The 14,105-nt window shown below is 32.8% G+C and carries 13 protein-coding genes; 3 read left to right on the top strand and 10 right to left on the bottom strand.

All coding sequences use genetic code 11. The features are described from left to right. The first annotated feature begins 126 nt into the window (after positions 1-126). Positions 127-927, top strand: coding sequence for an ABC transporter substrate-binding protein (locus tag AC1Q5Z_RS01500; protein ID WP_343589944.1), 801 nt, complete (start codon positions 127-129; stop codon positions 925-927). A gap of 864 nt (positions 928-1,791) precedes the next feature. Here the strand turns inward: AC1Q5Z_RS01500 and purU are convergent. From purU to AC1Q5Z_RS01535, 7 genes are all read right to left on the bottom strand, one after another. Then, the gene (gene purU / locus AC1Q5Z_RS01505; RefSeq protein ID WP_198856946.1) at positions 1,792-2,646 is read right to left on the bottom strand and encodes a formyltetrahydrofolate deformylase; all 855 of its coding nucleotides are present in this window, start codon (positions 2,644-2,646) and stop codon (positions 1,792-1,794) included. A 97-nt stretch (positions 2,647-2,743) separates the two neighbouring features. After that, entirely contained in the window at positions 2,744-3,463 is a 720-nt protein-coding gene (locus tag AC1Q5Z_RS01510) for a DUF4197 domain-containing protein (protein WP_198856947.1), read from the bottom strand. A 143-nt stretch (positions 3,464-3,606) separates the two neighbouring features. Beyond that, entirely contained in the window at positions 3,607-4,170 is a 564-nt protein-coding gene (locus AC1Q5Z_RS01515; RefSeq protein ID WP_492443511.1) for a hypothetical protein, read from the bottom strand. Between the two features lie 29 nt (positions 4,171-4,199). Further along, complete coding sequence (locus AC1Q5Z_RS01520; RefSeq protein WP_492443513.1) at positions 4,200-4,622, bottom strand: cytochrome c oxidase assembly factor Coa1 family protein; 423 nt, start codon at positions 4,620-4,622, stop codon at positions 4,200-4,202. A gap of 185 nt (positions 4,623-4,807) precedes the next feature. Beyond that, positions 4,808-5,155, bottom strand: coding sequence for a hypothetical protein (locus AC1Q5Z_RS01525; RefSeq protein ID WP_343589950.1), 348 nt, complete (start codon positions 5,153-5,155; stop codon positions 4,808-4,810). 301 nt (positions 5,156-5,456) lie between these two features. Beyond that, positions 5,457-5,792: a hypothetical protein gene (locus tag AC1Q5Z_RS01530; RefSeq protein WP_343589951.1), complete on the bottom strand. Its 336-nt coding sequence runs from the start codon at positions 5,790-5,792 to the stop codon at positions 5,457-5,459. Positions 5,793-5,956: 164 nt separating this feature from the next. Continuing rightward, complete coding sequence (locus tag AC1Q5Z_RS01535) at positions 5,957-7,516, bottom strand: L,D-transpeptidase family protein (protein ID WP_343589952.1); 1,560 nt, start codon at positions 7,514-7,516, stop codon at positions 5,957-5,959. 291 nt (positions 7,517-7,807) lie between these two features. On the opposite strand from AC1Q5Z_RS01535, the gene AC1Q5Z_RS01540 reads away from it, so the two are divergent. Next, positions 7,808-11,248: a methylmalonyl-CoA mutase family protein gene (locus tag AC1Q5Z_RS01540; RefSeq protein WP_492443516.1), complete on the top strand. Its 3,441-nt coding sequence runs from the start codon at positions 7,808-7,810 to the stop codon at positions 11,246-11,248. 560 nt (positions 11,249-11,808) lie between these two features. Here the strand turns inward: AC1Q5Z_RS01540 and AC1Q5Z_RS01545 are convergent. Then, positions 11,809-12,123, bottom strand: a complete 315-nt coding sequence (locus AC1Q5Z_RS01545; RefSeq protein WP_492443518.1) for a hypothetical protein — start codon at positions 12,121-12,123, stop codon at positions 11,809-11,811. Positions 12,124-12,315: 192 nt separating this feature from the next. On the opposite strand from AC1Q5Z_RS01545, the gene AC1Q5Z_RS01550 reads away from it, so the two are divergent. Further along, on the top strand, positions 12,316-12,732 hold the full coding sequence (locus tag AC1Q5Z_RS01550) for a helix-turn-helix domain-containing protein (protein ID WP_492443520.1): 417 nt from the start codon (positions 12,316-12,318) through the stop codon (positions 12,730-12,732). A 359-nt stretch (positions 12,733-13,091) separates the two neighbouring features. On the opposite strand, the gene AC1Q5Z_RS01555 is transcribed toward AC1Q5Z_RS01550, so the two are convergent. Beyond that, positions 13,092-13,586, bottom strand: coding sequence for a GNAT family N-acetyltransferase (locus tag AC1Q5Z_RS01555; RefSeq protein ID WP_492443522.1), 495 nt, complete (start codon positions 13,584-13,586; stop codon positions 13,092-13,094). 129 nt (positions 13,587-13,715) lie between these two features. Then, on the bottom strand, positions 13,716-14,102 hold the full coding sequence (locus tag AC1Q5Z_RS01560; RefSeq protein ID WP_343588533.1) for a tetratricopeptide repeat protein: 387 nt from the start codon (positions 14,100-14,102) through the stop codon (positions 13,716-13,718). Positions 14,103-14,105 lie beyond the last annotated feature (3 nt).

Raw genomic sequence — 14,105 nt, forward strand, 5'->3', positions numbered from 1 at the left:
ATAAAGCAATACTTAAATTTTTCTTTGAGAACTTAAAAGACTTTTTACAAGATTACAGATAATTTCTTTGTGCATTTTGCGAAAAACCTTTGTGCACTTTGCGTTAAAAAACACACACCAACAATTATGAAGCAAATAAAAGACCAGCTAGGTACTTTACATTCTTTTGAAACAGCTCCAAAACGTATTATTTCGCTAGTTCCTTCGCAAACAGAATTATTATACGATTTAGGTTTGGAAGAAAAAATTATCGGAATAACGAAGTTCTGTGTCCATCCGTTTCATTTTAAATCTACCAAAAAGACTGTTGGCGGTACTAAGAAAATTCATTTCGAGAAAATAAAGATTCTTGAGCCAGATATCATTATTTGCAATAAAGAAGAAAACACGCAAGAAATTGTAGAGCAGTTAAGTACAATCTGTCCAGTTTGGGTAACAAATATCGTTTCTATTGAAGATAATTTCCAGATGATTTCAGATTTCGGACAATTATTCAACTGTAGAACCGAAGCACAAAAATGGAACGATAAGTTGGCTTTCGCCTTGAGCGATTTCAAAAATTATATTCAGAATATAAAAGAAAAGAAAGCGGCTTATTTTATTTGGAAAAATCCATATATGGTTGCAGGAAAAGATACCTATATAAATGAACTGCTTAAACTGAATCATTTTAAAAATATTTACGAAGACAAAGGACGTTATCCCGAAATCGAATTAAAGAAAATGCGTATTGAAGGCGATCCTGATATTGTTTTTCTTTCTTCAGAACCTTATCCTTTTAAAGAAGAAGATGCTTTTGAAATTGGAAGATTTACGCATCATGCCAAAACCATTTTTGTCGATGGCGAAATGTTTTCCTGGCATGGCAGTAGATTGTTAAAAGCATTTCAATACTTTAAATTACTTCACGAAAGATTAAAGAATTAGTTTTTGTTTGTTTCAGGTTTTTAGAAACTTAAACGCAAACTATGCTAAGTTATACGCAAAGTTCGCAAAGCTTTTTTTATTGCTTTGCGAACTTTGCGTTTTATTTAAAAACCTTGCAAAAGACCTTGCGCTCTTTGCGGTTAAAATAAGTTCAAAGTAAAGCAACAAGCAACAAAAAACTTGAAATAAAAAATGCCGGTATCTCGAAGACGCCGGCATTATTTAACTAACCAAAACCAAAATAATAAATAACCAGTTTATTACACTACAAATGTCCGAAATAAATAAACCTTATGCTGTTAAGGTCTTGTTATTACTTTGTTGAAAATAAGTTAATGTATATTTTGAAAAAGTTTGCAATACAGAAAATGTACGCTTTTGGTAAGTAAACCAAAAAGAAAATAAGGTAAACTTGAAATTAAGAAAACCCAAAACATGAAACCAAATGGTGATAAAAAAAGAATGCCGGCATCTCGAAGAAGCCGGCATCATTTAACTAACCAAAACCAAAATAATAAATAACCAGTTTATTACACTACAAATGTCCGACATATATCAATCTTATGCTGTTAAGGTTTTGTTATTACTTTGTTGAGCATACGTTAAGATTTTTTAGATCGTCGTTTTGAGCTTTCTGCAGTGCTAAATAATTTCAATTTATCAAAATTTACTAATTCTCAGTTTTATTTAGAAATTTGACAAAGGCCATTTTGCTATCCTGATAACGTTTTTTAAGTGTTTAAGATGCTGAAACTCCTAATATGGAAAGATTGTGAAAAAAAATAACCCGACAGGATTTAAAACCTATCGGGTTAAATTATATTCAAAGATTAGAAAATCTTAGAGTCTTAGTAATTTTGAACCTTAAGAAAAAACAACAGTTTTATTGCTATAAACCATAGTTTTTCTTTCGGCATGCAATTTAATAGCTCTTGCTAAAACAATGCGTTCCAAATCACGACCTTTCATGATAAAATCTTCTACAGAATGTATATGAGAAACTCTTGCGATATCTTGCTCGATAATCGGACCTTCATCCAATTCTTCTGTTACGTAGTGGCTTGTTGCACCAATAATTTTTACACCACGTTTAAAAGCCGAATGATAAGGTTTTGCACCTGGAAAAGCAGGTAAGAACGAATGGTGGATATTAATAATTTTATTTTCGTAAAGCGAAATCACTTTTGGAGTAACAATCTGCATGTAACGCGCCAAAACGATAAAATTGATTTGATATCTTTTTAAAAGTTCTATCTGTCTAGCTTCACCTTCTTCTTTATTGTCTTTTGTAAAAGGAACATAGTGAAACGGAATATCAAAACGTTCTGCAATTGAACGTAAATCATTATGATTGCTTATAATCATAGGAATTTCGACTCCTAATTCATCTGCGCTGTAACGGCCTAAAATGTCAAATAAACAATGATCATATTTAGAAACAAACAAAGCCATTTTAGGTTTTTGTTCCTGATTGTACAAATCCCAAGACATATTGAAATCGGCAGCAATAGTCTTGCTGAATTTTTCTTTTATGTGGTCAATATTACTGCTCTGATTGGTAAATTCACATTCTAAACGCATGAAAAATACATTTTGCTCTACATCGACATGCTGGTCAATGTAGGTAATGTTTCCTTCTACCTTAGCAATAAAAGTAGTCACTGCAGCAATAATTCCTTTTTGATCTTTGCAGTGAATAAGTATCGTTATTTTTTGCATTTTGGTCGTTTTGTTTTTGATTTTTCAGTTAATTATCAAGATTCATTAGTAAAAAACTTTGAACCTTTGTAGCTCTGTTTCTTTGAGTCTTAAAAAATTATTTTCCGTCCTGAAGAGCAAAAACGCTTTTTAATAAAGGTGTTGTTCTTGCAGAGATGTTATTTCTAATTTCTTTTTCTTCTACGGCAATCATTTTAAAAACACCAGATAAAGCTTGATTGGTTGTATAATCAGTTAAATCTGGATTTACTTTTTTTACTAACGGAATAGTGTTGTATTTCGTAATGATGTTTTTCCAAACGGCATCTGCACCTACTTTTTCGAAAGAGCTTTTAATTACGGGATTAAATTTGGCATATAATGCAGTTGTTGTACTACCTTGCAAATAAGTTGTTGCTGCACTATCATTTCCTAAAAGAATGTTTTTAGCATCAGTAAATGACATGTTTTTTACAGCAGAAACAAAGATCGGGGTTGCTTCTTTTACAGCATCTTCTGCAGCGCGATTCATCATTTTGATTCCTTCATCTGCAAGAGAGCTTAATCCTACTTTACGAAGGGTTGCATCTACTTTTTGAAGTTCTTCTGGCATTAAAATTTTTACAGCTTCATTCTTGTAAAATCCATCTACTGCAGTTAATTTGCTTACTTGTTCTGTAATTCCTTTGTTTAATGCTTCTTTTAGACCAGAAGCAATATCAACTCCTCCAACTCCTGGAAGCTGAGAAGATATTTGAGGCAATTGATTTAAAGTCTGTTGTACCTGTGCGCAAGAAGTAAGCGAAAACGTAACGGCTAATAGTAAAATCTTTTTCATTATGGGGTTTTATTTAAGTTTCAAAAGTACTACTTATTCAAAAACAACGCCACATTTTTATTTTAAGCAAACTAACATTTTGTTGTAAACTTAACATAAGAGAACTTAGGAACTTAGAACTTTAATTTTTTTAACGCCTCAATTTATGGCCAAGCCATTCGAATATTATTTTGCCAATAAGTTTTGCTAGAAATGTAGACAGGCTTTAGTAGCATTATTGGTTTATTATTACTGTCAAAATACTCAACACGAATGATTTTTTCATTAGAATCATCTTTCATATCAATGTTTCCTTCAGCATCATCAATTACTTTCTTTTTTTTGAGATATAAAGTCGGTTTTTCAAGAATATATTCTGTAACTGCTTCTCCGTTTAATTTCAAATTGCATCCAATTAAATTCCCGTTACTGTCAAGAGATTCAATTCTTCTCAAATAATTATTTTCATAATAATATATTTCAAAAGCAATTCTACAAGATCCTAATTGAAGTTTATTGTCTTGTAGTCGAAAACGCAGTACCTGATTTTTAGCATTGGTAAATTCGATAGAGCCGTTTCCCTGCGTATTAATGTCATTACGTAATATTCTTGCAGGTTTTGAGAACTGTTTGATTCGATTGACGTAAAATTGGTAATTTTGTGAAGATTGTGCAAAAGAAGAGACACACAGAAAGAGTCCAAAGAATAGACTAAAAAAAGATTTCATTTTATAGTTTTTGTTAGGAGAATAGATTTTTATTTCTGTAATAAATCTATTTTTTCATTTGTATTTTCAATATAAACAGACATTTCGCTGTATTTCCATGTACCTCTTTTTTCGCCTACAACAAATAAAGTTCCTTTGCCTTTTGGACCTTTAAGCGGAACTTGTACATCGCAAGTTCGTATGTTATTATGCGAAGTCACAGTTCCAGAAACCATTCCGTCTGTTTCTACAGGAGATCCGAGTTTTTCAACTACAAGTTTGTTATTTTCTACGGCTATCATAGATTCTTTATAAGCTTCAGAATCTTTAAGTACTGAAGTTACTTCATAGAAAACTCCTCCAATAAATAAAGCGACTAATACTAAAAGAGTTAAACATCCGCTAGGAATAAGCCATTTCCAGTTTCGGTTTAGCCAGCTTTGTTTTTGTACTAACTCGTTTGAATCTTCCATAAAGTTGAGTTTTTAGGTGAAAATAACAGAAGCTAAAATAAGGATAAAATCTTATGTATTTCATGTTTTTTAAATTAAAACTATTGATCTTTAGATCTTTATTAGAATTGGTTTTTGTATGAATTTGAAAAAAAAATCATCTCGTATTTTTATGAGATGATTTTAAGGAAAGTTTTGAGGCTTTATTAGTATGATAATTTAGATTGAGGCTTGTAAATTGGGCTATTGGTGTTTAAATCTTCTAACATAGTTTCTGTATAATCTTTTCCGCCTTTCATTAAATAAAAAAATGACATTATAATATAAATTGGAGCCAAAGGAAAAATGCGCAAGCTTAGCGATAAATTCAAAGAAAAGTGTTTCATAGCATATTTGAATGTACTTTCATTTGGTCGAATAAAATAGATATTAGTTTCTTTAATCCTTTTTACCATTTTAGAAATAATAAATGGAAAAATGATAAACTTTCCTCCTTGCTGAATTAAAAGATTTATTTCAAACGGCGTAAGACCTTCTATATTATTTGTTTTCATAATGGTTTAAATTTTAAACGGTTATAAAAAAAATGGGGCTAAACAATAAAGCAAAAGAAGAAAAAAAGTTAAAATAATATTACCCTTAAAAGATTTAAGAATAACATTTTACGTTATTTTTAATATACTAATAGTAAATTTTAATGTTTTCTGTTAAGTAAAAAAGCATCTTGCAAAGTGAATAAAACGATTTCAGATTGCAATTTTTTCAAGAGCAAAAAGCAATTCGTTTGTTCAATTGTGCTTTTAAATTGCTTTTTTGCCTTGAAAGATTATAATTTATTTGGGACAAAAAAGGGCTTTAAACGTATTGTAGGCAATATAAATTTGGATTGTAAATGGGATTGATTCGATTTAAATCGGCCAATACTTTACTTGTATAATCTTTACCGCCTATTGCCAGATAAAATAAAGATTTTGAAATATAAAATGGTCTTAAAGGAAAGTCTCGCCATCCATTCAAGATATTTTTAAAAAAATGCTTTAAGGCATATTTGAATATTTTTTCTTTAGGGCGAACAAAATAAATGCTTTTAAGTTTAGACATTATATTAGGAAACATTACAAATCTTCCGCCTTGTTGTATCAACAAATTAATTTCAAAAAGTGTTAATCCCTCAATGTTTTCAGTTTTCATGATCAATAAAATTAGTGGTATTAATATGAGGCAAAGGTATGGAGCGATTAAATATATTTTTAGATCTAAAAGCTTTAAAAACAATATATTAAGGTTTTTTTATTGACAAAAAAAATCGGAAGCCCACATTGTGAGCTTCCGATTTATGTTAATTCTAACTAGAATTAATTTACAGTAATAGATGTTTCCGTATTTGTCAAGTTGGCATCTTTTTCATAAACATCTTGAAAGAAACCAACTTCACCTTTTTCATTTACCAATGAAGTAAAATAAGTAATATAAATAGGTACTTTTTTTGTCAGTTTAAAACTGTTTTCTACTTTGCCAGCCATAGCTTTATCTATTTTTTCTTGAGTCCATTCAGGATAATCTTTCAGCATTGCAACAGCTAATTCTTTAGCCATTTTCACATTAATGCATCCGTGGCTGAAAGTTCTTTTTTCAAAATCGAATAAAGTTTTAGATGGCGTATCGTGCATATAAATATCATCTGGATTTGGAAACATAAATTTTACTAATCCTAAAGAATTGTCTGGTCCTGGTTTTTGTCTTACTTGTCCGTTAATCATTTCCATGTTTTTCTCTGCAAGATAATTTGGATCTGATGCAATTTTAGATCTTAATTCATTTTGTACAATGCTTTGCGGAACTGTCCAATAAGGGCTAAAAACAATTCTGTCTATCTCACCATTAAAAATGGTTGTTTTAGTTAAAGGCGCTCCCACAAATACAGGCGAAGTCAATTGAACTTTTCCGTTTTTCACATAAATCAATTCATAAGAAGGCACGTTTACCAATACATACTCATCGCTAGCAGCAATTAAAGCTGAAATTTCACGACATCTTTCCATATTAAGTTTTAAAGTCGCAACTTTATCTTCAAGCGGAACATTCATTTCTTTAATATGTTCTTCTGCTAAAATATAATTAGGTTTAAAACCATTACGAACTTTGTATTTCATTACGGCATCCATCAATTCACGATCATAAACATCACTTTTAGAATCATTTTTTAAATCTCCTAATAAGTACAAACGAGTTCTAACCTGTGCAATAGTATTTGAAACCGCATCTGGACGCAAATCTTTGTATGGAGTTTCAGCAGGAACAATTGGTTTCCATTTGCTAGAATTTTCTAATCTTTTGTATTTTTTTAGAATATCTTGCAATTTGTAATATTGATCATACTCCACTTTTGCATTAGCATCAACTGTAGCTGTTTCTTCGATTGTGCTATAGTTCAAGAAATCTTTCAGCATTTCATTGTAAGCTAGTTTTTTCTTATCTGCGTTATTTTTTTTGGTGTATAAAACATACAAAGAACTTAATAACATGTCTGCATCAGTTTGAGAAAGAGTGCTTTTGTCTGATGAAGAGCTAAACAATTGATCAATTTCTTTTTGATAAGGAATTACCAAATCATTTGTTTTTTTTGCTTTTTCATACAAAACAGTTCCAAATTCGCTGATTTCGTCTTCATCAAACCAAATCGTTCCAAGAGTTCTGTTTTTGTACAACGACATCACATCAGATTTATATTTTTTCAAATCAGAATATCTTTTAAAGAAGTCGTTCGAAATTTCGTCTACATCATGATTGTTATGGTAAACGATTGTGTTGTTTGAAGTTTTTGTATATGTAGTATTAGTGCTTTCAAGTTTACTAAAAGAAAATACAAAAAAACTCAAACCTAAAATTACGGTGAATGAATAAAATGTTCTCATTTTTTTAATTTTTACGTTATTACTTTTCTATGTAAGTCATAGGTAAAAATTTGGGGCTTTTCTACACTGCTAAATTACTATTGGAGTACTCAAAACATGTTTCCTGATTTTATTTAAATGTTGCGAAATTGCCATGTCTTTAAGCTTTCTTTAACTATATCAATTAATTACGTAAATTGTTACCTTATCGGTTTACGAAATCGATTTATTTTTGTTAACATAAAGCTATTGTCTTAATCAAATATTAAAATATTTTGTACATTGGTCGCATAAAATTATCATATTCATAAAATGGAACAACAAATACCATATATTCCTAAAAATAAAGTAAGAATTGTTACTGCTGCTTCGCTTTTTGACGGACATGATGCTGCCATCAATATCATGCGTCGTATAATACAGTCTACGGGCGTTGAGGTAATTCACTTAGGTCACGACAGAAGTGTTGAAGAAGTGGTAAATACCGCAATTCAAGAAGATGCCAATGCTATTGCAATGACTTCGTACCAAGGCGGACACAACGAATACTTTAAATATATGTATGATTTGCTTCGCGAAAAAGGAGCAGGACATATTAAGATTTTTGGCGGCGGCGGCGGAGTGATTCTTCCAAGCGAAATTTCAGAATTACATGAATATGGAATTACAAGAATTTATTCTCCAGACGATGGACGTTCTTTAGGACTTCAAGGAATGATTAATGATTTGGTTCAGCGAGCTGATTTTCCTATTGGAGATAAACTGAACGGAGAAATCGATCATATTGAGAATAAAATTCCAACTGCAATTGCACGTTTAATTTCTGCAGCCGAAAACTTCCCAGAAATTGCAAAACCAGTTTTTGATAAAATTCACGAAAGCAATGCCACTTCAAAAATTCCAGTTTTAGGAATTACAGGAACGGGTGGAGCAGGAAAATCTTCTTTGGTTGACGAATTGGTTCGCCGATTTTTAATTGATTTTCCAGAAAAAACAATCGGATTAGTTTCTGTCGATCCTTCTAAGAGAAAAACGGGAGGAGCGCTTTTAGGAGACAGAATCCGTATGAATGCGATTAATAATCCTCGTGTTTACATGCGTTCGCTGGCAACACGTCAGTCAAATTTGGCTTTATCTAAATATGTAGCCGAAGCGATTCAGGTTTTAAAAGCCGCAAAATACGATTTGATTATTCTGGAAACTTCAGGAATTGGTCAGTCTGATACCGAGATTATGGATCATTCTGATGTTTCTTTATATGTAATGACACCAGAATTTGGAGCTGCAACACAATTGGAAAAGATCGACATGCTTGATTTTGCCGATTTAGTAGCGTTAAACAAATTTGATAAACGCGGAGCTTTAGACGCTTTACGCGATGTAAAAAAACAATATCAAAGAAACCATAATCTTTGGGATAAAAGCCCAGACGAAATGCCAGTTTTCGGAACGATTGCTTCGCAGTTTAACGATCCTGGAATGAACACGCTTTACAAAGCGATTATGGATAAAGTGGTAGAAAAAACGGCTTCAGATTTGAAATCGACTTTTACAATTACGAAGGAAATGAGCGAGAAAATCTTCGTGATTCCACCACACAGAACGCGTTATTTATCTGAAATTGCAGAGAATAACAGATCTTATGATGAAACAGCTATTTCGCAACAAAAAGTAGCGCAGAAATTATACGGAATTTTCAAAACCATTGAATCGGTTTCTGGAAAAGTGCCTCAAATAAATAAAGCTGGAATTGATGATTCTTCTGTTTTAACAGCAGGATTTCAAGAACACGATGAAAACAGAATCTTTTTAAATCTTTTACTGAATCAATTCGATAAAGTAAAAATGGATCTAGATCCGTACAATTGGGAAATTATCTTGAATTGGGATGAAAAGGTTGCGAAATACAAAAATCCAGTTTACTCCTTTAAAGTACGTGATAAAGAAATCAAGATTGCAACACATTCTGAAAGTTTATCACATTTACAGATTCCAAAAATTGCTTTACCTAAATATGAAGGCTGGGGCGATATTCTGCGTTGGAATTTACAGGAAAATGTTCCTGGTGAATTTCCGTTTGCTTCAGGATTGTATCCGTTTAAACGTGAAGGCGAAGATCCATCAAGAATGTTTGCGGGCGAGGGCGGACCAGAAAGAACCAACAAACGTTTTCATTACGTAAGTGCGGGAATGCCTGCAAAACGTCTTTCGACAGCTTTTGACAGTGTTACTCTATACGGAAACGATCCAGATTTGCGTCCAGATATTTACGGAAAAATTGGAAATGCAGGAGTTTCGATCTGCTGTTTGGATGATGCTAAAAAACTATATTCAGGTTTTGATTTGGTTCACGCTTTAACTTCGGTAAGTATGACGATTAACGGGCCTGCGCCAATGCTGTTAGGTTTCTTTATGAATGCGGCAATCGATCAGCAATGTGAGATTTACATCAAAGCAAACGAATTAGAAAAAGAAGTTGAAGCTAAAATCAACAAATTATACAAAGAAAAAGGAATCGAAAGACCGAAATACCAAGGCGAACTTCCTGCCGGAAACAACGGTTTAGGATTAATGCTTTTGGGCGTTACGGGCGATCAGGTTTTACCTCAGGAAGTTTATAATGATATAAAAGCCAAAACGTTATCGCAAGTTCGTGGAACGGTTCAGGCTGATATTTTAAAAGAAGATCAGGCGCAGAATACTTGTATTTTTTCAACCGAATTTGCTTTGCGTTTAATGGGTGACGTTCAGGAATATTTTATTACTAAAAACGTTCGTAATTTCTATTCGGTTTCGATTTCAGGATATCATATTGCAGAGGCAGGAGCAAACCCAATTACGCAATTGGCATTTACGCTTTCAAATGGTTTCACTTACGTGGAATATTATTTGAGCCGCGGAATGAACATCAACGATTTTGGACCAAATTTATCATTCTTCTTCTCAAACGGAGTAGATCCTGAATATTCAGTAATTGGTCGTGTGGCGCGTAAAATTTGGGCAAAAGCCATGAAAAACAAATACGGAGCCAACGAAAGAGCACAAATGCTGAAATATCATATCCAAACTTCTGGACGTTCGTTACACGCACAGGAAATTGATTTCAACGATATTAGAACAACTTTACAAGCATTATACGCGATTTATGACAACTGTAATTCATTGCACACAAACGCTTACGACGAAGCGATTACAACGCCAACAGAAGAATCTGTACGTCGTGCAATGGCGATTCAGTTGATTATTAATAAAGAATTAGGTTTAGCAAAAAACGAAAACCCAATTCAAGGTTCGTTCATCATCGAAGAATTGACAGATTTAGTTGAAGCTGCAGTTCTTCAGGAATTCGACAGAATCACAGAACGTGGTGGAGTTCTAGGTGCAATGGAAACGATGTACCAACGTTCTAAAATTCAGGAAGAAAGTTTGTATTACGAAACCTTAAAGCACAATGGAGATTTCCCAATTGTGGGTGTAAATACATTCCTGAGTTCAAAAGGTTCGCCAACAGTTATTCCGGCTGAGGTTATTCGTGCCACAGAAGAAGAAAAACAATATCAAATCACGATGTTGGATAATTTGCATAATTTCCACGAAGCAAAAGTAAACAAGCATTTAAATGCTTTACAGCAAGCAGCTATTAAAAACGAAAATTTATTCGATTATTTAATGGAAGCGACAAAGGTTTGTTCTTTAGGCCAGATTACTTCGGCGTTGTTTGAAGTTGGTGGGCAGTATAGAAGAAATATGTAATCTTTTTTGATTTTTAATGATATAAAAAAACCTCTCAAGATTTTTGGGAGGTTTTTTTATTGGAAATTTTCCAATAAGGCCAAAGGCCTAAAAGCATTTTAGCATTGGGCAAACGCCCAATGTCTGTAATAGGATTGAATAAGAAAGCCCTGAAAGGGCGTAAGCAATTAGATGATAAGAATGTCTATTGCCCTTTCAGGGCTTCGAGTTATATTGAGTTTTAGCTAATAGGGCGTTGCCCTATTTTGGAGCTGTTAGCCTTTCAGGCTTTTTTATGCAAACTTTTAAGAATCTAAACCTCTCAATAAATTCTATTAAAAAAGTAATTCACTAGTGCCCCGATAGCGCGAGCGTCTCGCTTGTGAACGCAAAGTAATGCACGAGCGAGACGCTCGCGCCAGCAAAACAACAAAATTCCATAAAGTTTGTCATTTCGACCGGAGGGAGAAATCTCCACAAGTAGCTCCATATAGAATGTCGCCAATCTTTGTCGAGTTTTTCGTGAAGATTTCTCCTTACGTCGAAATGACAAGATTGCGTGTTAATTGGGGTTAATATAACTATTCAACCATCTCCCCAACATAACCCAAAAACTCCATTTCATCCATAGGAAACAAATGTAGAATCGTTTCCAAAATCAGGCTTATATTAATAGTTGTACTTTTATCCTTTTTAGAAAAATTATGCATGTCATTATCAAGCGCTAGAATGCATAATTTTAGTAAATCGGTAATGAGGCAGCCGAGTTCTAAATAATTGACGACTTTGAATTGTGCGGTATAAAAATTGGCTTCATTGGTTGGTTGTAGCGTTGTAAAATACTGAGCGGTTAATTTTTGCAGTTTTTGTAGCTTTTCTGTTTGGTTCGTTTCCATAAGGCGTATATTTTAAATAGTTTACGATTTGACTTTTATAAAATTATTATAAGAAAAATTGTACTTTTGTTTGATTCGGCGAAGGAAGAAATAGATTTTGCTGTACGAAATCATTTTTTACTGTATCGCACGGCAAAAAAATCTGTTTTTTACATTTTACCAATTTTGACACTTTATTATTATCTTTGAATTATGAGCACACTAACAAAACCAAATCATATAGGGCGAAAAATAAGCCGTATTCGTGAACTTCGTGATATGAAGCAGGAAGCTTTGGCGCAAGCTTTAGGAACAAATCAACAAGCGATTTCTGCTATGGAAAATAGCGAAACCATTGATGACGAAAAACTTGTTGAGGTGGCAAAAGCACTTGGTGTAACGGTTGAAGCTATCAAGAATTTTTCAGACGAAGCTGCAATTAATTATTTCAATACTTTTCATGATACGAAAGCGAGCCAAGTGAATTTCGGAAATAGTAACAATTGCACTTTCAATCCATTAGATAAATTAATGGAAACGGTAGAAGAAAATAGAAAACTTTACGAGCGTTTGCTTCAAGCAGAAAAAGATAAAATTGAGTATTTAGAAAAATTGCTAAATCAGAAATAGTAAATTTTATATAAAGAAAACCTCTCAGAAATGAGAGGTTTTTTATTACGCTCAATTAAGTTTTAGCTTATAAATCTAAAGTCTATCTCTTTAGTTTGTCATTTCGACCGAAGGGAGAAATCTTCGCAAGCTCCATAACGAGAATCCAATCTTTGTCGAGTTACTTGTGAAGATTTCTCCTTCGTCGAAATGACAAGATTGCGGTTAATCTTGAAGAAGTTCCGAAGGAACAAAGTATATTGTAGGGATGGATTATAATCCGTCCAAGACAAAGAAATTCCGTAATCAAAATCCATTAGCATTATCAAAATGACAAATTTCCATAAAGTTTATCACAATATTGCGTTTAAATGTTGCAATTAAATAGTATCATCCATTTCGCTTATATCGCAACGCATGGTTGTGAGGATTGGTTCAAATCCTGCCTTTTTATAAGCGTTGACAGCGGCTTCATTTTCATGATATACATCTAATCTAACTTCGGTTATTCCTTGAGATAAGACCCATTTTTTAAGATGGTCAATTAAAAGATTATTAAGACCTTTTCCTCTAAATTCTGGGTCTACAAACATAAAACCAAGATATCCGAAAAAATCATGTTTTTGATAGGGTTTAGCTTGTCGAATTTGAGCATATCCACAACCAATAATTTGATTGTTAAAGTCTATAACCAAAAGTTCTGATTTGGGGTCAGAAATAAAATCCTCTATACTATAATAAAAAATCTCTCCTTCTTTTAATGTTACGTCGAAAGGCCTTTCTGCATGCACTAAATGTTGCAGAAATTCGGCAAGTTTAGGTAAATCTGTATTTACAGCTTGCCTTATTGATATATTTTGTGTGTTTTCATTCATATCTCAAATATATTTAAAATAAATTTTCCTTGCTCTGGATTTCTCCCTTAAATCGAAATGATAAGATTGTGTTGTAAATAGAAAAACCTCCCATTTCAGAGAGGTTTTTTATATCAATTCAAGTTCTTATTAGACTTTCTTTTTTATCGAAGTTTTTGGTTTATGTTTTAATTTTTCGATAAGCGCGTCGGCTTTTTCATTTTCAGAAATAGAACGTAACGATTCTGCGTAGCGGTAATAATAAACAGGATCTAAATCTGTGGTTAGAGCAAAGAGTTCGCTGTACCATCCGGCAGCTTTTTCTAGTTCGCAATTCGAATAAGAAGAGTTTCCTAGTTTCTGAAATAAATCTACAGACTTGTAGCCCTTTGCAGCAACCTTTTCGTAGGTTCTTATAACATCGACATAAGCATATTTTTCGCCGATTTTGTCTGTTTTATAAAAAGTTTCAGTTTGTGCGGCTGCACGAAACGAAAATACGATTAACAATACTAAAATAACAAGTTTTTTTTGCATAGG

Source organism: Flavobacterium sp. GW823-FHT06G12, from assembly GCF_058794775.1.

Excerpts from the sequence above, each read along its gene's own strand:
- AC1Q5Z_RS01500 (WP_343589944.1), top strand. The coding sequence starts at position 127 with ATGAAGCAAATAAAAGACCAGCTAGGTACTTTACATTCTTTTGAAACA.
- purU (WP_198856946.1), bottom strand. The coding sequence starts at position 2,646 with ATGCAAAAAATAACGATACTTATTCACTGCAAAGATCAAAAAGGAATT.
- AC1Q5Z_RS01510 (WP_198856947.1), bottom strand. The coding sequence starts at position 3,463 with ATGAAAAAGATTTTACTATTAGCCGTTACGTTTTCGCTTACTTCTTGC.
- AC1Q5Z_RS01515 (WP_492443511.1), bottom strand. The coding sequence starts at position 4,170 with ATGAAATCTTTTTTTAGTCTATTCTTTGGACTCTTTCTGTGTGTCTCT.
- AC1Q5Z_RS01520 (WP_492443513.1), bottom strand. The coding sequence starts at position 4,622 with ATGGAAGATTCAAACGAGTTAGTACAAAAACAAAGCTGGCTAAACCGA.
- AC1Q5Z_RS01525 (WP_343589950.1), bottom strand. The coding sequence starts at position 5,155 with ATGAAAACAAATAATATAGAAGGTCTTACGCCGTTTGAAATAAATCTT.
- AC1Q5Z_RS01530 (WP_343589951.1), bottom strand. The coding sequence starts at position 5,792 with ATGAAAACTGAAAACATTGAGGGATTAACACTTTTTGAAATTAATTTG.
- AC1Q5Z_RS01535 (WP_343589952.1), bottom strand. The coding sequence starts at position 7,516 with ATGAGAACATTTTATTCATTCACCGTAATTTTAGGTTTGAGTTTTTTT.
- AC1Q5Z_RS01540 (WP_492443516.1), top strand. The coding sequence starts at position 7,808 with ATGGAACAACAAATACCATATATTCCTAAAAATAAAGTAAGAATTGTT.
- AC1Q5Z_RS01545 (WP_492443518.1), bottom strand. The coding sequence starts at position 12,123 with ATGGAAACGAACCAAACAGAAAAGCTACAAAAACTGCAAAAATTAACC.
- AC1Q5Z_RS01550 (WP_492443520.1), top strand. The coding sequence starts at position 12,316 with ATGAGCACACTAACAAAACCAAATCATATAGGGCGAAAAATAAGCCGT.
- AC1Q5Z_RS01555 (WP_492443522.1), bottom strand. The coding sequence starts at position 13,586 with ATGAATGAAAACACACAAAATATATCAATAAGGCAAGCTGTAAATACA.
- AC1Q5Z_RS01560 (WP_343588533.1), bottom strand. The coding sequence starts at position 14,102 with ATGCAAAAAAAACTTGTTATTTTAGTATTGTTAATCGTATTTTCGTTT.